At 60.8% G+C, this 19,665-nt stretch carries 12 protein-coding genes and 1 pseudogene; 4 read left to right on the top strand and 9 right to left on the bottom strand.

Annotated elements, in window-relative coordinates; genetic code table 11:
* Positions 1-78: 78 nt before the first annotated feature.
* Positions 79-2,073, bottom strand: a complete 1,995-nt coding sequence (locus tag ATI02_RS28600) for an alpha-1,4-glucan--maltose-1-phosphate maltosyltransferase (protein ID WP_100848032.1) — start codon at positions 2,071-2,073, stop codon at positions 79-81.
* A gap of 218 nt (positions 2,074-2,291) precedes the next feature.
* Here ATI02_RS28600 and ATI02_RS32330 point away from each other — a divergent pair, with 218 nt between their 5' ends.
* A complete protein-coding gene (locus tag ATI02_RS32330) occupies positions 2,292-2,450 on the top strand; it encodes a hypothetical protein (RefSeq protein WP_167394898.1) in 159 nt (52 codons plus the stop codon).
* Between the two features lie 126 nt (positions 2,451-2,576).
* Here the strand turns inward: ATI02_RS32330 and ATI02_RS28595 are convergent, their stop codons facing one another.
* Positions 2,577-3,089: an MgtC/SapB family protein gene (locus ATI02_RS28595; protein WP_095189048.1), complete on the bottom strand. Its 513-nt coding sequence runs from the start codon at positions 3,087-3,089 to the stop codon at positions 2,577-2,579.
* Between the two features lie 122 nt (positions 3,090-3,211).
* Between ATI02_RS28595 and ATI02_RS28590 the strand changes: the two genes are divergently transcribed.
* The 3 genes from ATI02_RS28590 to mapR all read left to right on the top strand — a co-directional run bounded on the left by ATI02_RS28590 (position 3,212) and on the right by mapR (position 6,651).
* Complete coding sequence (locus tag ATI02_RS28590) at positions 3,212-3,460, top strand: DUF3203 family protein (RefSeq protein WP_095189049.1); 249 nt, start codon at positions 3,212-3,214, stop codon at positions 3,458-3,460.
* Positions 3,461-3,655: 195 nt separating this feature from the next.
* Complete coding sequence (gene ccoG, locus ATI02_RS28585) at positions 3,656-5,098, top strand: cytochrome c oxidase accessory protein CcoG (RefSeq protein WP_095189064.1); 1,443 nt, start codon at positions 3,656-3,658, stop codon at positions 5,096-5,098.
* 143 nt (positions 5,099-5,241) lie between these two features.
* Positions 5,242-6,651, top strand: coding sequence for a GntR family transcriptional regulator MpaR (gene mapR / locus ATI02_RS28580; protein ID WP_100848031.1), 1,410 nt, complete (start codon positions 5,242-5,244; stop codon positions 6,649-6,651).
* A gap of 122 nt (positions 6,652-6,773) precedes the next feature.
* Here mapR and ATI02_RS28575 read toward each other — a convergent pair whose 3' ends face one another.
* From ATI02_RS28575 to ATI02_RS28545, 7 genes and pseudogenes are all read right to left on the bottom strand, one after another.
* The gene (locus ATI02_RS28575) at positions 6,774-7,520 is read right to left on the bottom strand and encodes an SDR family oxidoreductase (RefSeq protein WP_095189051.1); all 747 of its coding nucleotides are present in this window, start codon (positions 7,518-7,520) and stop codon (positions 6,774-6,776) included.
* 189 nt (positions 7,521-7,709) lie between these two features.
* Positions 7,710-8,009 (bottom strand): annotated as a pseudogene (locus ATI02_RS28570) (EAL domain-containing protein); the annotation flags it as partial.
* Positions 8,010-8,069: 60 nt separating this feature from the next.
* Positions 8,070-10,151, bottom strand: a complete 2,082-nt coding sequence (locus ATI02_RS28565) for a putative bifunctional diguanylate cyclase/phosphodiesterase (RefSeq protein WP_100848030.1) — start codon at positions 10,149-10,151, stop codon at positions 8,070-8,072.
* Positions 10,152-10,507: 356 nt separating this feature from the next.
* Positions 10,508-11,977, bottom strand: a complete 1,470-nt coding sequence (locus ATI02_RS28560; RefSeq protein WP_095189053.1) for an efflux transporter outer membrane subunit — start codon at positions 11,975-11,977, stop codon at positions 10,508-10,510.
* Positions 11,974-15,081, bottom strand: a complete 3,108-nt coding sequence (locus ATI02_RS28555; RefSeq protein ID WP_100848029.1) for an efflux RND transporter permease subunit — start codon at positions 15,079-15,081, stop codon at positions 11,974-11,976. Before ATI02_RS28555 ends, ATI02_RS28560 begins: the two co-directional genes overlap by 4 nt.
* A gap of 142 nt (positions 15,082-15,223) precedes the next feature.
* A complete protein-coding gene (locus tag ATI02_RS28550; protein WP_100848028.1) occupies positions 15,224-18,325 on the bottom strand; it encodes an MdtB/MuxB family multidrug efflux RND transporter permease subunit in 3,102 nt (1,033 codons plus the stop codon).
* A complete protein-coding gene (locus tag ATI02_RS28545) occupies positions 18,322-19,629 on the bottom strand; it encodes an MdtA/MuxA family multidrug efflux RND transporter periplasmic adaptor subunit (RefSeq protein WP_100848027.1) in 1,308 nt (435 codons plus the stop codon). The genes ATI02_RS28550 and ATI02_RS28545 overlap by 4 nt, the downstream gene beginning before the upstream one ends.
* Positions 19,630-19,665: the final 36 nt, after the last annotated feature.

The raw sequence follows: 19,665 nt of genomic DNA, 5'->3' as shown, positions 1-19,665 counted from the left end.
TGCGGATCAACATTCAGCAAAAATGTCGCCTGCAAAATTGCTTTCGCGAGCAGGCTCGCTCCCACAGGAGATCTGTGTTCAGGTCGTAATTCGCCAAATGCCGAATGGCTGGTAAGCCGGGTCTAAGCGCATGAACTGATACTTGCCGTGCCAGTCCCAACGATGCCCGTTCATCAAATCTTCACCGTGGGTGGTGGCATCATCGGGCAGGCCCATTTCCCACAACGGCAGTTCGAAATTCGCTTCCTGCACGTTATGCGGATCAAGGTTGACCGCCACCAGAATGAAGTTGCTGCCGTCAAAGCTGCGCTTGCCGAAATACAGAATGTTGTCGTTCCAGGCGTTGTAGATCTTCAGGCCAAGATGCGTGTGCAGCGCCGGGTTCTGCCGGCGGATGCGGTTGAGCTGGGCGATCTCGGCAATGATGTTGCCGGGCGCGTTGAAGTCGCGGACGCGGATCTCGTACTTCTCCGAATCGAGGTATTCCTCCTTGCCCGGCACCGGCGCCGCTTCGCACAGTTCATAACCGGAATACATGCCCCACAGGCCCGAGCCCATGGTTGCCAGCGCTGCGCGGATGAGAAAACCGGGACGCCCGGACTCATGCAGAAACGCCGGGTTGATATCCGGGGTGTTGACGAAGAAGTTCGGCCGGTAGCATTCGCGCCACGGCGATTCATTCAGTTCAGTGAAGTACGCAGCCAGCTCAGACTTGGTGTTGCGCCAGGTGAAATAGGTATAGCTCTGGGTGTAACCGACCTTGCCCAGGCGCGCCATCATCGCCGGCGTGGTGAAGGCCTCGGCGAGGAAGATCACTTCCGGGTGCAGCGCCCGCACATCGGCAATCAGCCATTGCCAGAAGGGCAGCGGCTTGGTGTGTGGATTGTCGACGCGAAAGATCTTCACGCCCTCTTCGACCCAGCCGACAACGATGTCACGCAGCTCGACCCACAGGCTCGGGATCGCATCCGGCGCATAGAAATCGACGTTGACGATGTCCTGGTATTTCTTCGGCGGGTTTTCCGCGTATTTGATCGTGCCGTCGGGGCGCCAGTTGAACCAGCCCGGGTGTTGCTTGAGCCACGGGTGATCCTGCGAACACTGGATGGCGAAATCGAGGGCGATTTCCAAACCGTGGTCAGCGGCAGCCGCCACCAGCCGCCGGAAGTCTTCGCGGGTGCCGAGTTGCGAGTGAATCGCCTCGTGCCCGCCCTCCTCGCTACCGATGGCATAAGGGCTGCCCGGATCCTCGGGCCCGGCTGTCAGGGAATTGTTGCGGCCCTTGCGGTGGGCGCGGCCGATGGGATGGATCGGCGTGAAATAAAGTACGTCGAAGCCCATGTCCTGAATCATCGGTAACCGCGAGTGCACATCATTGAAAGTGCCATGACGGTTGGGATCGTCGGTGATCGAGCGCGGAAACAACTCATACCAACTGGCGAACTCGGCGAGTTCGCGTTCGACATCCATAGGGAATTCGGCACTGACGCTCAAATAGGCGCGGTGATCAGCCTGGGCCATCAATTGCGCACTGCGCGAGTGCAGAAACAACGCGACCTGCTCGGTTTCGAGCAGCCCGGACAGTTCATGATGGAGTGCGGCGAGTTGTTCGCTGAGTTGGCCTTCGCTGCGTTCGGCGGCCTGTTGCACCATGGTCCGGCCTTCTTGCAACTCCAGCGAAACCGGTACGGCGGCGTTGTGCTTTTTCTCCAGTTCATATTGGAAACTGGCGAAGTGGTCGATCCATGCTTCGATGCAGTACAGGAAGCGGCCTTGGTGTTCAGGGCGGAACTGGCCTTTCCAGCCATTGTTGCCCTGATCGGACATGACCTCGCTTTGCCAGGTCTGCTCGCCTTCTTCGCGCCAGCGAATGCGTACCGCCAGTTTGTCGTGACCATCGGCAAACACCTTGCTGGTCACGACCACATCGCGCCCGGCAATCGACTTGACGGCGAACTGGCCGCCATCGAGGGTGGGCATGGTGTCTTCAATAACGATGCGCGGCAGCAACAGCGCCTGCGACAGCGGCATGTGCGGGTTGTAGCTCTGTTCGGATGGTTTTTCAGCAGTCATTGAGCATCTCTCCTTAACGCCCCAAGGACGCTCTTGTGCCGGATCAGTCCTCACAACGAGACACCGGCCCCGTCATGAACTCACTTAGGTTCCGAGCGGCCCGCGCCGGGAAAAGTTCAGCGAAACTTGCCTGGGTGAAAATGTGGATCGAATTCGCCACGAGGTGGTCAATCCACTTAAGCACTTCTCACGCCATGTGCCACACGGAGGTCTACCCGATGAACATCCCGATCCCGGCCGAAACACCTGATCCGAACATCGACAACCCGACGATTCCCGAAACCGAACCGCAACCGATCCCCGAGCAGGAACCGCCAGGCACCACGCCACCGCCTAAAGAAGAACCGCCGAGCACGATGCCGCCTGTCATCGTCTGACTGATCGTTCCCGCGCTCCGCGTGGGAATGCAGCCCGGGACGCTCCGCGTCCCAAAGCGGACGCGGAGCGTCCATTGAGGCATTCCCACGCAGAGCGTGGGAACGATCAATCCCGCGCAGGAATGATCAGTGCTCATCAGTCTTTTCCTCGTCCTTTTCGAAGAGCTTCACGATGCGCGGCATCACGCTGAAAATCCCCAGCGCCAGAACGGTACTGAGCAACGCCGTTGCTTCCCTGCCCAACCCCGCCGCCACGCCAATCGCCGCCGTCATCCACAGCCCGGCAGCGGTGGTCAGGCCTTTGACGTGGCCTTCATCGCCTTCCTTGTTCTTCAGGATCGTACCGGCGCCGAGAAAACCGATCCCGGCAATCACTCCCTGCAACACCCGGCTCATGGCGTCGGATTCGGCCCCCGAGGTTTGCGGCACCAGCACAAACAGCGCCGCGCCCAGCGCCACCAACATATGCGTGCGGACCCCGGCAGCCTTGCCCTTGTGCTCGCGCTCAAATCCCAGAATCCCGCCCAGCACCGCCGCCATGAGCAGGCGTACGGTGATCCGCGTCAGTTGCGAGGCATCGCCGATGTCGGCGAATTCCGCTTGCAGGGTCACCCACACTTCATGCCACCACGCGTTCATCCTGCTGTCCTTTAAAGGGGTCGATAAAGGATGGACAGCGGCGACCATTAATCAGTTGCGCAGAACGATTGGCGAAGCCTGCGCCCTAACCTTCCATACCCCCGTGAAAAAAGGACAGCCCCATGGCCCTGCGAATCGATGAATCCAATCCTGAGAGCAAAGTGTGTTTTTTCACCGTGGAGAATGGCGAAGAAATTCGTATCTGCGACACCCTGGAGGTCAAGACAGATAGCGATAAAGCCATGTCATTCGTTGAGATTGAAGCCCGGCGCGTTTACATCACCGAAGCAGAAGCCGACGCGCTGACGGTTGCCGGCGCCAGGGACGGTCGCAAACACCTGAAAGCCGACGAGAGTGATTCGGTGATTTGACTGACCCTGATCAACACCCCGCGCAAACGTCTGGGATAGGCGTTTGCGCCCTTGTCTGCGGGCTGCTTCAAGTTGTCGCAGGGCCTGCGTCAAAGACCATCTGATACGCTTTTTATTGAAATAGCTGAGTCTGTTATGCAAACAGATCGGCGCTCATAGTGCATCGGCCTGATGGAGGCTGATGAGCGACTGACCATGAGCGAACAAATCCCCGTCCGAACCGTAGAAGCAACGCCGACAATAGCGCCTCACATAAAGAAGGTGCCCGCACGCCCAATGAAGGCGACGGCCAAATCCAGCGACAACCAGATCCACACCCGCAGTTTCACCGGCCTGTTCCGCAACCTGCGTATAAGCGGCGCGGGGTGTCTGTTTTTGCTGTTTTTCGGCACGGTGTGGTTGAACTGGGGCGGACGCCAGGCGGTGTTGTGGGACCTCTCGGAAAGCAAATTCCACATCTTTGGCGCGACCTTCTGGCCCCAGGATTTCATCCTGCTCTCGGCCCTGCTGATCATTGCCGCGTTCGGCCTGTTTGCCATTACCGTGTTCGCCGGCCGAGTCTGGTGCGGTTACACCTGCCCGCAGAGCTCGTGGACGTGGATCTTCATGTGGTGCGAGAAAATCACCGAGGGCGAGCGTAACCAGCGGATCAAACTGCAGGCAGCGCCGTGGGGCCTGAACAAACTGGCGCGGCGTGCAGCCAAGCACACGCTGTGGCTGGCGATCAGCGTGATGACCGGCCTGACCTTCGTCGGCTACTTCACCCCGATCCGACCACTGGCCGAAGAACTGCTGACCTTGCAAATCGGCGGTGTCAGTCTGTTCTGGGTGCTGTTCTTCACCGCCGCCACTTACATCAACGCCGGTTGGCTGCGCGAAGCGGTGTGCATGCACATGTGCCCCTATGCGCGGTTCCAGAGCGTGATGTTCGACAAGGACACCCTGGCGATTTCCTACGACGTGGCTCGCGGTGAAAACCGTGGCCCGCGCAAACGTGACGTCAGCCCGAAAGAAGCCGGCCTCGGCGACTGCATCGACTGCCAGCTGTGCGTGCAGGTCTGCCCGACCGGCATCGACATCCGCGACGGTTTGCAGATGGAGTGCATCGGTTGCGCGGCGTGCATCGACGCCTGTGACTCGATCATGGACAAGATGAACTACCCACGCGGGCTGATCCGCTACAGTTCCGAACGCGAATTGCAGGGCGGCAAGACGCATCTGCTGCGGCCACGGCTGATCGGTTACGTCGCGGTGCTGCTGGTGATGATCGGTGCGCTGGCCCTGGCGCTGGTCGAACGGCCGATGGTCTCGCTGGACGTGACCAAGGATCGCGGGCTGTTCCGCGAAAACGGTCAGGGCCAGATCGAAAACATCTACACCCTCAAAGTCATCAACAAAACCCAGCAGCGCCAGGATTACCACCTGAGTCTGGTGGACGGCGATGGCTTCCAGCTGCAGGGCAAGACCGAACTGAGCCTGGCGCCGGGGGAGATTGTCGATGTGCCGGTGTCGGTGGCAATGACCACGGATCGGCCGAGCAGCAGCTCGCAGACCTTGAGTTTCAAGATTGCCGACAGCGATGAGCCTGAGGTTTACAGCGTGGCGAAGAGCAGGTTTGTGGCGCCGATGAATCGCTGAGCCGTTAGACTGCGGCGCAGCCATTCGCGAGCAGGCTCGCTCCCACACGGGATCTGCAGTGTTCACAAAACCCATGTGGGAGCGAGCCTGCTCGCGAATGAAGGCGACGCGGTCTTCCCGAATGAAATCAAACCGGACCCAAGATGAAACGCTACGAAAAATTCGCCGACGACATCGCTGAACTGATCCGCTCCGGCGTCCTCGGCCCCGGCCAGCGCGTGCCCTCGGTGCGTTACGCCAGCCAGACCTACGGCGTCAGCCCGTCCACGGTGTTCCAGGCTTACTACCTGCTCGAACGCCGTGGCCTGATCCGCGCCCGCCCGCGCTCCGGCTATTTCGTCAACACCCACGCGCCAAGCCCGTTCTCGGAGCCGGTGATCAGCAGCCACGTCAACGATTCCACTGAAGTCGACGTCAGCGAACTGGTGTTCTCGGTGCTGGAATCAATCAAGGATCCGAGCACCGTACCGTTCGGCTCGGCCTTCCCCAGCCCGACGCTGTTCCCGTTGCAACGCCTGTCGCGCTCGCTGGCCAGCGCCGCACGGGAGATGGATCCGCGCATGGTCGTCACCGACATGTCGCCGGGTAATCCGCAACTGCGTCGGCAAATCGCCCTGCGCTATATGGTCGGCGGATTGATGCTGCCGATGGAAGAACTGCTGATCACCAACGGCGCCCTCGAAGCGCTGAACCTGTGCCTGCAAGCGGTAACCGAACCGGGCGATCTGGTGGCCATCGAGGCGCCGGCGTTCTACGCCAGCCTGCAAGTATTGGAACGGCTGAAACTCAAAGCCGTGGAAATCCCCGTACACCCGCGTGACGGCATCGACCTCGGTGTGCTCGCGCAGACACTTGAGCGTCATCCGATCAAAGCCTGCTGGTGCATGACCAGTTTCCAGAACCCGATGGGCGCGACCATGCCTGAAGCGAAAAAACAGGAGCTGGTCGAACTGCTGCGTCTCCATCAGGTGCCGTTGATCGAGGATGACGTCTACGCAGAACTCTATTACGGCCAGCAGGCGCCGAAACCGGCCAAGGCCTTCGACACCGAAGGGTTGGTGATGCATTGCGGCTCGTTCGCCAAGAGCCTCGCCCCCGGCTACCGCATCGGCTGGGTCGCCGCCGGGCGTTACGCGCAGAAAATCGAACGCCTGAAACTCATGACCTCGCTGTGCGCTTCCATGCCGGCGCAAGCCGCGATTGCCGACTACTTGCAACACGGCGGCTACGACCGGCACCTGCGCAAACTGCGTTATGCGCTGGAAGAGCAACAGAGTGCGATGCTCGCGGCGATTGCCCGTTACTTTCCGGCGCAGACGCGGGTCAGCCAACCGGCCGGCGGTTACTTCCTCTGGCTGGAACTGCCGCCGCAGATGGATTCATTGAAGTTGTTTCAGATGGCGCTGGCCCAAGGCATCAGCATTGCGCCGGGGCCGATCTTTTCGCCGACCCAGCGCTTTCGCAACTGCATCCGGTTGAACTACGGCAGCCCGTGGACCGAGGATTCGGAAAAGGCCATGGAGACGTTGGGGCGGATTGTGCGGTCGTTCTGAAGTGCGATGTCGCCTTGACTATTGCTTTCGCGAGCAGGCTCGCTCCCACAGGAAACGCATTCCAAATGTGGGAGCGAGCCTGCTCGCGAAGGGGTCGGGTCAGGCAACACAGCTTTTGAAGCTCAGCGCCCGCCCCCCAGATCAACAAATGTCCCGGTGGCATACGAAGCCTTGTCCGACAACAACCAGACAATCGCCTCAGCGACCTCATCCGGGCGCCCGCCACGGGCCATCGGAATCGCCGATTCAAGTTTGCTGACCCGATCCGGATCGCCGCTCAGGGCATGGAAATCGGTATAGATGTAACCCGGGCGTACCGCATTGACACGAATCCCCTCGCCCGCCACTTCCTTGGACAAGCCGATGGTGAACGAGTCGAGCGCACCTTTGGATGCCGCGTAATCAACGTACTCATTCGGCGAACCCAGGCGTGATGCCACCGACGACACATTGACGATACTGCCGCCCTGCCCACCGTGCTTGGGCGACATGCGCAGGATCGCGTGCTTGGCGCAGAGGATCGGCGCCAGGACATTGGTTTTCATGGTTTTGAGGATACGAAATTCAGACATTTCGTCGACCCGTGACTTTTGCCCGACGGTGCCGGCGTTGTTGACCAGCGCAGTGACCCGACCCAACTCGGCGTCAACCCGCTGAAACAGTGCGATCACTTCGTCTTCGATACTGACGTCGGCGCGCACCGCAATGGCTTGCGCGCCCAACGCACGAACTTGCTCCAGCACGCTTTGCGCGGCCTGTTCATCCGACTGATAGTTGATGCAGATCCGATAGCCTTGCCCGGCAGCCAATAACGCCGTAGCGGCGCCAATTCCGCGCCCGCCGCCGGTGATCACAATGACTTTATCCATGCTGGCCTTTCCCCCAAATGCACACGTAACAGTCGGGGGGAAGAATAACCGCCATTGACGGGTTTTGCATGAGGTGTGTTTCGTCCGGCCGGACGCCTTCGCGAGCAGGCTCGCTCCCACACTGGATCTGTGCACAACGCAGTCCCCTGTGGGAGCGAGCCTGCTCGCGAAGAACGCTGACGCGGTCTATCAGACTGTCGTCAGCTTCTCGCCCCGTACAATGCCCTGCATGAACGTATCCGCCGGCATCGGATGGCCCAGCAGATATCCTTGCAACGCATCACAACCCAGCTGCGTGAGGAAATCCTGCTGCGAGCCGGTCTCCACACCTTCCGCCACAATCCGCAAACCCAATGCCTGGCCCAGTGCAACAATCGCCGAGACAATCGCCGCATCATCACTGTCATGCTCCAGATCACGCACGAAGCCACGGTCGATTTTCAGCTCATTGGCTGGCAAACGCTTGAGGTACATGAGGCTTGAGTAACCGTGCACAACGCAGCCCCCTGTGGGAGCGAGCCTGCTCGCGAAGAACGCTGACGCGGTCTATCAGACTGTCGCCAGGCTCTGTGCACTGACAATGCCCTGCATGAACGTATCCGCCGGCATCGGATGGCCCAGCAGATACCCTTGCAACGCATCACAACCCAGCTGCGTGAGGAAATCCTGCTGCGAGCCGGTCTCCACACCTTCCGCCACAATCCGCAAACCCAATGCCTGGCCCAGTGCAACAATCGCCGAGACAATCGCCGCATCATCACTGTCATGCTCCAGATCACGCACGAACCCACGGTCGATTTTCAGCTCGTTGGCTGGCAAACGCTTGAGGTACATGAGGCTTGAGTAACCGGTGCCGAAGTCGTCGATCGACAGGTCGACGCCCATGTCCGACAACTCCTGCAATACCGTCATGCTCGCGTCGGCGTCGCTCATCGCCGTGGTTTCGGTGATTTCCAGGGTCAGGCTGTTGGCCGGCAAATGATGCGTGGCCAGCGCTTTGGCCACGCTTCGCACCAGCCCGGTATGGCAGAACTGCAACGCCGACAGGTTCACCGCGATGCGCCAGTCGGTATAACCCAGTACATACCATTCGCGCATCTGCCGGCAGGCTTCGTTGAGCACCCATTCACCGATCGGGATGATCAGGCCGGTTTTCTCCGCCAAATCGATGAATTTGTCTGGCATCAGCATGCCGTGAACCGGATGTTGCCAGCGCAGCAGCGCTTCGGCGCCAACCGGGCGACGACTGGCGGCGTCGAACTTGGGCTGGTAATACAGACTGAACTGGCTGTGTTCCAGGGCTGCGCGCAAGTCCTGCAACAGCTGCAACTGTTTGCGTGCGTTGGTGTTCATCGACGCGTCAAAGAAGCTGTAACCGTTCTTGCCGCCACCCTTGGCGTGATACATCGCGGCGTCGGCGTTCATCAGCAGTTCCTGGGGGCTCTGACCATTGCCCGGGTACAGGGCGATGCCGACGCTCGCCGATATCTGCAAATCATGTTCAGCCACGCGAAACGCTTGCCCGATCAGGCTGACCTGCCGTGCGGCCAGCCCCAAGGCGTCATCGGGCTCGGTCAGGCGCACCAGCAAGACGAACTCATCGCCACCGATCCGCGCCAGGGTGTCAAAGCTGCGCAAGTCATCGCGCAGACGCACGCCGACCTCGCGTAACAGTTGATCGCCCATGTGATGGCCGAAGGCGTCATTGACCGGTTTGAAGCCGTCCAGATCGATGAACATCAACGCAAAGCAGCCGCCCTGCTCATTGACCTTTTTCATCGCCTGATTGATCCGGTCATCCAGCAACATGCGGTTGGGCAGACCGGTCAGGGGGTCGTGCAGGGCCAGTTGCGTGAGTTCGCGATTGGCCACGGTCAACGAGTGCGCCAGATCCGCTGTGCGCGCTTCAAGTCGCGCGTCGAGGATCGAGGTCAGCAAAGCAATCGACAACACCGCCAGTGTGGTGATCAGCACCAGACTGTCGAGGCCGTTGCCCTTCAGGCCATTGAGCGTGGCGCCGCAGAAACTGCCGTCAGGAAATTGCGCGGCGGCCATCCCGGTGTAATGCATGCCGACGATGGCAATGCCCATGATCACTGCTGCACCGGCGCGAATCAGACGCACGTAAGGCGAATGCTGGCGCAGGCGGAAAGCGATCCACAGTGCCGCCGCAGAGGCGCCGACCGCAATCAGCAATGAGGCGCCGAACAGTGTGGGGTCGTAATCGATACCGGGGGTCATGCGCATCGCCGCCATGCCGGTGTAATGCATGGCACTGATGCCGGCGCCCATGATCAGTGCGCCAAACGCCAATTGCAGGATTGGCAGTTTTGGCTGACTGACCAGCCACAGGGCAAACCCACAGGACAGCAGCGCGATCAGCAGCGAAAGTGCCGTAAGGGTGATGTCGTAACCGAGGTCGATCGGCAGTTTGAAGGCGAGCATGCCGATGAAGTGCATCGACCAGACACCAATGCCCATCGCAAACCCGCCACCGGCCGTCCAGAAATGCACCGCGCGGCCCCTTGCCGTGGCGATGCGCCCGGTGAGGTCGAGAGCGGTGTACGACGCCAGGATCGCGACGCACAGCGAAATGAAAACCAGGGTGGAGGAATAACTACCGATGAGCATGGGGATTCTCGTGACTACCCAATCCGGACTGCGTCCATTCTCGGTCGGGCAAAAGCGGCGATTGTACTGATTGCGCAGAAGAACGCACTGACTAAGTGATCAATTTGCCATCATCCCGATGAAACGCTTGTTCGATCGTCCTGAATGGCTCTGGCCCGCCTTTCAGAGCCCACCCCAAAGATCGATTAACTCCCTGATCTTTTGATCCTGATCATTCCCGCGCTCTGCGTGGGACGATCAATTGACTCCCTGTAGGAGCTGCCGCAGGCTGCGATCTTTTGATCTTGTCTGCTGAACATCAAGATCAAAAGATCGCAGCCTGCGGCAGCTCCTACAGTGTTACCGAAGGTTATGGTTCAGTTGGCATCAGTCGTGTCGAGCTGGCCATCCCAACCGCCACCCAACGCCGCGATGAGCTGGACGCTGGCGATCAAGCGGCTTTGCAAGACATTCAGCACACTGCGCTCGTTACTCAGCGCCGTGGCTTGCACCACGACCACGTCGATATAGGCTATCAACCCGGCCTTGTACTGGTTTTCCGTCAGGCGCAAGGAGTCACGCGCTGCGTCCAGGGCTTCCTGGCGCACCGCCGCTTCGTCTTCGTACACCTTCAACTGCACCAGATAGTTTTCCACTTCGCGGAATCCGTCGAGCACGGTCTGTCGGTACTTGGCCACTGTCTGGTCGTACAGCGCTTCATTACGGTCAACCTCTGCCGAGCGTATACCGCCATCGAACAGCGGCAGGTTGAGTTTTGGCCCGACCGACCAGAAGCGGTTGGGCAGACTGATCAGGTCATTTGAAGTACTGCTGCTGTAACCGCCGCTGAGGCTCAGGGTCAGGTCCGGGTAGTACGCCGCCTTCGCCACACCAATGTTGGCGTTGGCGGCGATGACCGAACGTTCTGCCGAGGCGATGTCCGGACGGCGCTCCAGCAGTTGCGACGGCAGGCTCAACGGCACTTGCGGCAGCTTCGGAATGGTCTGGATTTCAGCGATGTTGAAATTGGCCGGCGCTTGCCCGGTCAGCACGGCAATGGCGTTCTCGAACTGCGCGCGCTGCCAGATCAGATCGACGAGATCGGCCTGGGTGCTTTTCAGTTGTGTCTGCGCCTGCGCCACTGCATCACGCCCGGAGACGCCCGCGCGGTACTGGTTCTGGGTCATTTTCAATGAGCGTTCATATGCCGCGACTGTGGCTTCGAGCAGACGTTTCTGCTGATCGATCACCCGCAGTTGCAGGTAGTTCTGCACCAGTTCCGACTGCTGACTCAGACGCATCGCCGCCAGATCGGCAAAGCTTGCCTGGGCACTGGCTTGATTGGCTTCAAGTCCGCGACGCAACTTGCCCCAGATATCGGCTTCCCAACTCACGCCCAGTTGCGCGTTGTACGTATCGCGAATGCCGCTGGAGGAGCTGCTCAGGCTTGAACTGCTGCTGCCGGTGCCCTGGCTGGAGCGGGTCTTGCCCAGGCTCAGGTCGACACTGGGGTAGAACGCGCCGCGCGCGCTGCGCACCAAGGCTTGTGCCTGACGGTACTGCGCCTCCGATTGCGCGACCGTCTGGTTGGCGTTGTTGAGTTTCTCGATCAGGCCGTTGAGCTGCTGATCGCCGTACAACTCCCACCAGGCGCCACGGGCCAGCGAGTCGCTCGGGTTGGCCTGACGCCAGCCTTCGGCTTCCTTGTATTGGGCGATTTCGGCTGTTTGCGGGCGCTGGTAGTCCGGGCCGACGGCGCAGGCACTGAGCATCGCCACGCACAGTGACAGGCTCAACAGACGCGAGCCGCGAACAGTGGCCAGTTGGATAAGCGAACGGTCAGTCATAGCGGAGTTTCCAGAGCGGCGTCAGTACGCACGCCACGCCATTTGTTGAACCGATGGCGCAGCTTGTCGAGATAGAGGTAAACCACAGGCGTGGTGTAAAGGGTCAGCACCTGGCTGAAGATCAGCCCGCCAATGATGGTCAGGCCCAAGGGCTGGCGCATTTCCGCGCCTTCGGCGCGGCCGAGCAGCAACGGCAAGGCACCGAGGATCGCCGCCAGGGTGGTCATCAGAATCGGCCGCAGGCGTTGCAGGCAGGCACTGCGGATCGATTCCAGTGGTGTCATGCCCTGGTGGCGTTCCAGTTGCAGCGCGAGGTCGATCATCAGGATCGCGTTTTTCTTCACCACACCGATCAGCAGGAACAGCCCGAGCAGCGAGATCAGGCTGAACTCGCCGCCCAGCGCGTAGATCGACAGCAACGCGCCGACCCCGGCCGAGGGCAAGGTCGACAGAATCGTCAGCGGATGAATGTAGCTTTCATACAGCACACCCAGCACCAGATACACCGCCAGCAACGCCCCGAGAATCATGAACGGCTGGCTCTTCTGGGTGGCGGCGAAAGCGTCGGCGGTACCGGCCATTTTCGCGATCACGTCTTCCGGCAGGCCGAGTTTGGCGATGGCCCGCTCGATAGCCGCACTGCCCTGCTCCACGGTCACGCCTTCGGCCATGTCGAAGGAAATGTCCTCGGACGCGAACTGGCCTTCGTGGCTGACGCGGTCGTCTTCCAGACTGCTCTCGTAGTGCGCGATGGTCGACAGCGGTATCCGCGCACCGTCGGCCGTGATCACCTGAACCTGCTTGAGGGTAATCGGGTCCTGAGCGTATTTCTGATTGACCTCCATCACCACTTGATACTGGTTGAGGCTGTCGTAGATCGTTGAAATCTGCCGCTGGCTGTAAGCGTTATTCAGCACCGCCGTGACCATATTCATGTCCACGCCCAGGCGTTTAGCCTGATCACGGTCGACAATCAGCGTCACCTGCTGCGCGCCCTTGCCTTCACGGGCATCGATAGCCGTCAGCTCGGGCAAGGCTCGCAGCGCAGCGACCACTTTCGGATACCACTCGCGCAACTCACCCAGATCGCCGCTTTGCAGGATGTAGCTGTATTGCGACGTGGTCTGCTCACGGCCACCGCCGAATTGCAGGTCCTGATCGGCCATGAGCATCAGTTGCGCGCCGGGCACCTTGGGCATTTCCTTGCGCAGACGCTCGATGACTTTCTGCGCCGACATCTGGCGATCCTTGATCGGCTTCAGACGCACCAGCATGAAGGCGTTGTTGGTGCCGTTGGAGCCACCGATGAACCCGGCGACACTCTCCACCGCTTCGTCCCTGAGTACGGCGCGGCGGAAGGTTTCCATTTTCGGCTGCATCACGCTGAACGACAGCCCGTCGTCCCCGCGCACAAAACCGATCAACTGGCCGGTGTCCTGTTGCGGCATGAAGGTTTTCGGTACCACCACGTAGAGCGCGACGTTGACGCCGACGGTGATCAACAGGCTGAGCAACGTCAGGCGGCGGTGACGCAACACCCAGTCGAGGCTGGTCGCGTACTTGTCGACCATCCAGTCGTTGCTCTTGCGGCTCCAGCGTTGCAGGCGGTTTTCCTGACCCGGCGTGTGCGGTTTGAGCCAGCGTGCGCAAAGCATCGGTGTCAGGGTCAGCGACACCACCAGAGAGACCACGATGGCCGCCGCGAGGGTGATGGAAAACTCGCGGAACAGGCTCTCGACAATGCCGCCCATGAACAGGATCGACAGAAATACGGCGACCAGCGACACGTTCATCGACAGCAAGGTGAACCCGACTTCCTTGGCCCCGAGATACGCGGCCTGCATCGGTTTGACGCCTTCGTCGATGTGTCGGGAAATGTTTTCCAGCACCACGATCGCGTCATCCACCACCAGCCCGGTGGCGAGAATCAGCGCCATCAGCGACAGGTTGTTCAGCGAGAAGCCGTAGAGGTACATGACGGCGAAGGTGCCGACCAGCGATACCGGCACCGCCAATGTCGGAATGAGCGAAGCGCGGAAGTTACCGAGGAACAGGAACACCACCAGAATCACCAGGGCCACGGCGATCAGCAGGGTCATCTCTGCTTCATGCAGCGTTGCCTTGATCACTGGCGAGCGATCCATCGCCAGATTCAGCTTCACGCTGGCCGGCAGCACCGCTTGCAGCGCGGGCAACTGCGCCTTGATTTCGTTGACCGTCTCGATGATGTTGGCACCGGCCTGACGGTTGATCACCAGCAACACCGCCGCATCGTCGTTGAAGAAACCGCTGTTGTAGCGATCTTCGACGCCGTCGCTGACCTTGGCCACGTCCTTCAGACGCAACGCAGCCCCGTCGGCGTAATGGATGATCAGCGATTCGTAATCCTTGGCTTTTTCCAGTTGGTCGTTGGCCTGGATCTGCCACAAACGCTGACCGTCCTCAACCGAGCCCTTGGGCCGGCGCACGTTGGCATCGGCGATGGTCTTGCGCACATCGTCGAGGGCCACGCCGTATTGGTTGAGTGCCTGCGGTTCGAGCTCGATGCGCACCGCCGGCAGCGAGCTACCACCAATCTGCACCTCACCTACGCCCTGAACCTGCGACAGGCTCTGGGAGAGGATGGTCGAAGCCAGATCGTAGAGCTGACCTTTTTCCAGCACATCCGAAGTCAGCGACAGCACCATGATCGGCGCCTGCGACGGGTTGACCTTCTTGTAGGTCGGCATGCTGCGCATCCCGCTCGGCAGCAAATTACGTGAGGCGTTGATCGCCGCTTGCACTTCCCGCGCCGCGCCGTTGATGTCACGGTCGAGGTCGAACTGCAAAATGACTCGGGTCGAGCCCTGACTGGAACGGCTGCTCATGGTGTTGACGCCGGCAATCGCGCCGAACGAGCGCTCCAGCGGCGTGGCCACGGTGGACGCCATGACCTCCGGACTGGCACCGGGCAGACTCGCCTGCACGACGATCACCGGGAAGTCCATTTGCGGCAGTGGTGACACCGGCAACAGGCCGAAGCTGACACCGCCCAGCAGCATGATCGCCAGGCTCAGGAGCATGGTTGCGACCGGGCGCTTGATGAAGGGACCCGACAGATTCATCGAACGCAGTCCCCAACATCACACCGCTCCACTGTGGGAGCGAGCCTGCTCGCGAAGAGGCCGTCACATCCAACATGTGTAGCGGCTGACACGCAGCTTTCGCGAGCAAGCCCGCTCCCACAAGGGGAATGTGTCCGGACAGTCATACCGCCACCTCTTCAGTGTCAGCATTGGTCTTGCCAAAACGCCGACCGAGGCGATCGAAGTACAGGTAGATCACCGGCGTAGTGAACAGCGTCAGCACCTGACTCACCAGCAAACCGCCCACCATCACCAGACCCAACGGCTGGCGCAATTCCGCGCCCGAGCCCGTAGCGAGCATCAACGGCACCGCGCCGAACAGCGCGGCCAGCGTGGTCATCAGGATCGGCCGGAAACGCAGCAGCGCCGCCTGATAGATCGCTTCCTGCGGCGCCATGCCCTGATTGCGTTCGGCGTCGAGGGCGAAGTCGATCATCATGATCGCGTTCTTCTTGACGATGCCGATCAGCAAAATGATGCCGATGATCGCAATCATGCCCAGGTCATTGCCGCTGATCAGCAGCGCCAGCAAGGCGCCCACCGCCGCAGACGGCAAGGTCGAGAGAATGGTGATCGGGTGAATGTAGCTCTCGTACAGCACGCCGAGCACGATGTACATGGTCACCACCGCCGCCAGAATCAGCAGCAAGGTGCTCGACAGCGAAGCCTGGAACGCTTCGGCGGCGCCCTGGAACCGGGTCTGCACGCCGACCGGCATGCCGATGTCTTTCTGCACCTGCTCGATGACATCCACCGCATGCCCCAGCGCGACGCCTGGCGCGAGGTTGAACGACATCATCACCGCCGGGAACTGGCCGATATGGGTGATCGCCAGTTGCGCCTGACGCTCCTCGACATGGGCCAGACTCGACAGGCGCACTTGCGCGCCATCGGTGGTCTTGACGTGAATCTGATCCAGCGCCTGCGGGCCGATCTTCTCGCCGGCCTGCGCTTGCAGCACCACGCGGTACTGGCTGGCCTGAGTGTAAATGGTCGAGATCTGCCGCTGACCGAAGGCGTCGTACAGCGCATCGGTGATGTTCGCCACCGAAACGCCTAAACGCGAGGCCGCATCACGGTCGATCACCAGATAGACCTGCAAGCCCTTGTCCTGCAAGTCGCTGGCGACGTCGGTCAGTTCCGGGCGCTGCGCCAGCGCCTCAACCAGTCGACCACTCCACTGGCTCAGCAACTCGGAGTCCGGCGAGGACATGCTGAACTGATACTGGGTACGGCTGACGCGGTCTTCGATGGTCAGGTCCTGCACCGGCTGCATGAACAGTCGAATGCCGACGAGTTTGTCCAGTTGCGGTTGCAGACGCGCAATGACCTCGGTAGCGGTGAGATCACGCTCGCCGTGAGGCTTGAGGTTGATCAGCAATCGGCCGCTGTTGAGCGTGGCGTTATCGCCATCGACACCGATGTAGGAAGACAGGCTTTGCACCTCCGGGTCTTCAAGAATGACCTTGGCCAGTTGCTGCTGGCGCTCGCCCATGGCGGCGAAGGAAATCGACTGCGGCGCTTCGGAAATGCCCTGGATCACCCCGGTGTCCTGCACCGGAAAGAAGCCCTTCGGCACCACCATATAAAGGAACACGGTGAGTGCCAGTGTGCCGATGGCCACCAACAGCGTCAGCGGCTGATGCTTGAGCACCCACTGCAATCCGCGACCATATTTGGCAATCATCCAGTCGATGCACGCACCGCTGGCCCGATAGAACCGGCCCTGTTCGTGTTCTTCAGGTTCGCGTTTGAGCAGACGGGCGCACATCATCGGCGTCAGGGTCAGCGACACCACGAGGGAAATCAGGATCGCCACCGCCAGAGTGATGGCGAATTCACGGAACAGCCGCCCGACCACATCGGCCATGAACAGCAGCGGAATCAACACCGCGATCAGCGACAGGGTCAGGGAAATCAGGGTGAAGCCAATCTGCTTGGCGCCCTTGAGCGCGGCCTGCATCGGGCTGTCACCCTCTTCGATGAACCGCGCGATGTTTTCCAGCATCACGATGGCATCATCGACCACAAAACCGGTGGCAATGGTCAGCGCCATCAAGGTCAGGTTGTTGACCGAAAAACCGGCGAGGTACATCACGCCGAAAGTGCCAATCAATGACAGCGGCACCGCCACCGATGGAATGATCGTCGCGCTGAACCGGCGCAGGAACAGGAACGTCACCATCACCACCAGGGCGATGGCGATCAGCAGCTCATGCTGAACGTCGGTGACCGAGGCGCGAATGGTCTGGGTACGGTCGGTCAGCACGGTCACTTCGAGGCCGGCCGGCAGGTTGTCGGTGATGCTCGGCAGCAACGCCTTGATCCGGTCGACCACCTCGATCACGTTGGCGCCGGGCTGACGCTGGATGTTCAGCAGCACCGCCTGATTCATGTTGGCCCACGCCGCCAGACGCTCGTTCTCGGCGCCGTCGACGATTTGCGCGACATCCTTGAGCCGCAGCGGCGCGCCGTTTTTGTAGGCAAGGATCAGGTTGGCGTAGTCTTCGGGCGACGTCAGCTGGTCGTTGGCGTCTAGCATCGACACCCGGGTCGGGCCGTCGAAGTTACCTTTGGGCTGGTTGACGTTGGAGGCGCTGATCAAGGTGCGCACGTCGGACAGGTTCAGGCTGTTGGCGGCCAAGGCCTCCGGGTTGACCTTGATCCGTACCGCCTGACGCTGGCCGCCGGCAATGCTGACCATGCCGACGCCGCTGATCTGGGCGATTTTCTGCGCCATGCGCGTATCGACCAGATCATTGAGTTTGGGCAGGAGCATGGTTTTCGAGGTGATGGCCAGGGTCAACACCGGGGTGTCCGCCGGGTTGACCTTGTTGTATATCGGCGGCGCCGGCAAGTCGGTTGGCAGCAGATTGGTCGCGGCGTTGATCGCGGCTTGCACCTGCTGTTCGGCGACGTCCATGTTGATGTCGAGGCTGAAGCGCAAGGTCAGCACCGAGGCGCCGCCGGAGCTGGTCGAAGCCATTTGCGTCAGGCCCGGCATTTGCCCGAACTGGCGCTCGAGCGGCGCGGTCACGGCGCTGGTCATTACGTCCGGGCTGGCGCCGGGATACAGGGTCATGACGCGGATGGTCGGGTAATCGACCTGCGGCAATGCCGACACCGGCAGCAAGCGATAAGCGATCAGGCCGGCCAGAATAATGGCCAGCATGCTCAGGGTGGTGGCTACCGGACGGAGGATGAACAGCCGCGAAATGTTCATGCGCCCTTCTTGGCCTTGTCGGTGACAGCGGCGTCAGCCGGGGTGGCGGCGGACTTGCCTTGCAGGTGTTCAGTCGGCGTGGTCGGCACCTGGTTGCTGTCGTTGACCACTTCCACTTCGCTGCCTTCTTTGAGGCGATCGGTGCCTTCGAGCACCACACGGTCGCCGGCGGCAAGGCCTTCGGTGATCACCGTGTTCTCGCCGTCACTGGCGCCGATCTTCAACTGGCGGATGGTGACTTTCTTGTCGCCGTCCAGCGCATAAACGAAGGTGCCATTGGTACCGAACTGAATGGCCGCAGACGGTGCCAGCACCACGCCTTTGAGGGTGTCGGCCAGCAGATGAACGTTGACGAACTGATTAGGGAACAGCGACTGATCGCGGTTTTCGTAACGGGCCTTGAATTTCAGGGTGCCGGTGGCCACGTCGATCTGGTTATCGAGGCTTTGCAGCACGCCGGTGGCTTGAAGTTTGGCATCGCCGCGATCCCAGGCTTCGGCCGGCAGTTTAGCGCCACTGCGATACCGGGCCAGCACGGTTTCGAGGCTGTTTTCCGGCAAGGTGAACGCCACGCTGATCGGTTGCGTCTGGGTGATCACTGCCAGGAACGTGGTGTCGTTGGCCGCCACCAGGTTGCCGACGTCGACCTGGCGCAGGCCGACACGACCGGCGATCGGCGCGCGGATCTTGGTGAACTCGAGATTGAGCTTGGCGTCGTTGACCGCCGCCTGATTGGTTTTCACGGTACCCAGATACTGGCCGACCAGTGCTTCAGCGGTGTCCAGTGTCTGCTTGGCGATACTGTCTTCCTTGAACAGGCCGCGATAGCGCTCGACATCAACCTGCGCGTTTTTCAGTTGTGCCTGATTCTGCAACAAGGTGCCTTCAGCCTGGAGCAAGGCGTTCTGGTACGGACGCGGATCAATCTCTGCCAGCAGGTCGCCGGCCTTGACCATCTGGCCCTCTTCGAAATTGATCTTGACCAGTTCGCCGCCCACCCGGCTGCGCACGTTGATGGTGTTAAGCGCGGTGACGGTGCCCAGCGCCTTGTAATACAACGGGAAATCCCCCGTGACCACTGGCGCCACCCGTACTGGAATCGGCCCGGTGCCGCCGCCAAAGCCCGGCCGCATCATCCCCGAACGGCCGGCATGCCCGGCCGCCCCCTTCTCGTCGCCCTCCTTGTGGGCTGAACCGGCCGGCCAGAATTTCCAGCACAGCACGGCGATAACCAACAAGACCAGCAGGCTGATCAGCCAGCGACGGGAATTACGGGGGGACGATTGCATGGAGTGATTAACCATTGGGCGCGTGGGCTTCTTCTACGGGAGGCTGAACGA

The sequence above is a fragment of the Pseudomonas baetica genome (assembly GCF_002813455.1).
In the GTDB taxonomy this organism is placed as follows: domain Bacteria; phylum Pseudomonadota; class Gammaproteobacteria; order Pseudomonadales; family Pseudomonadaceae; genus Aquipseudomonas; species Aquipseudomonas baetica.
This window is presented reverse-complemented; position numbering and strand designations above follow the sequence as displayed.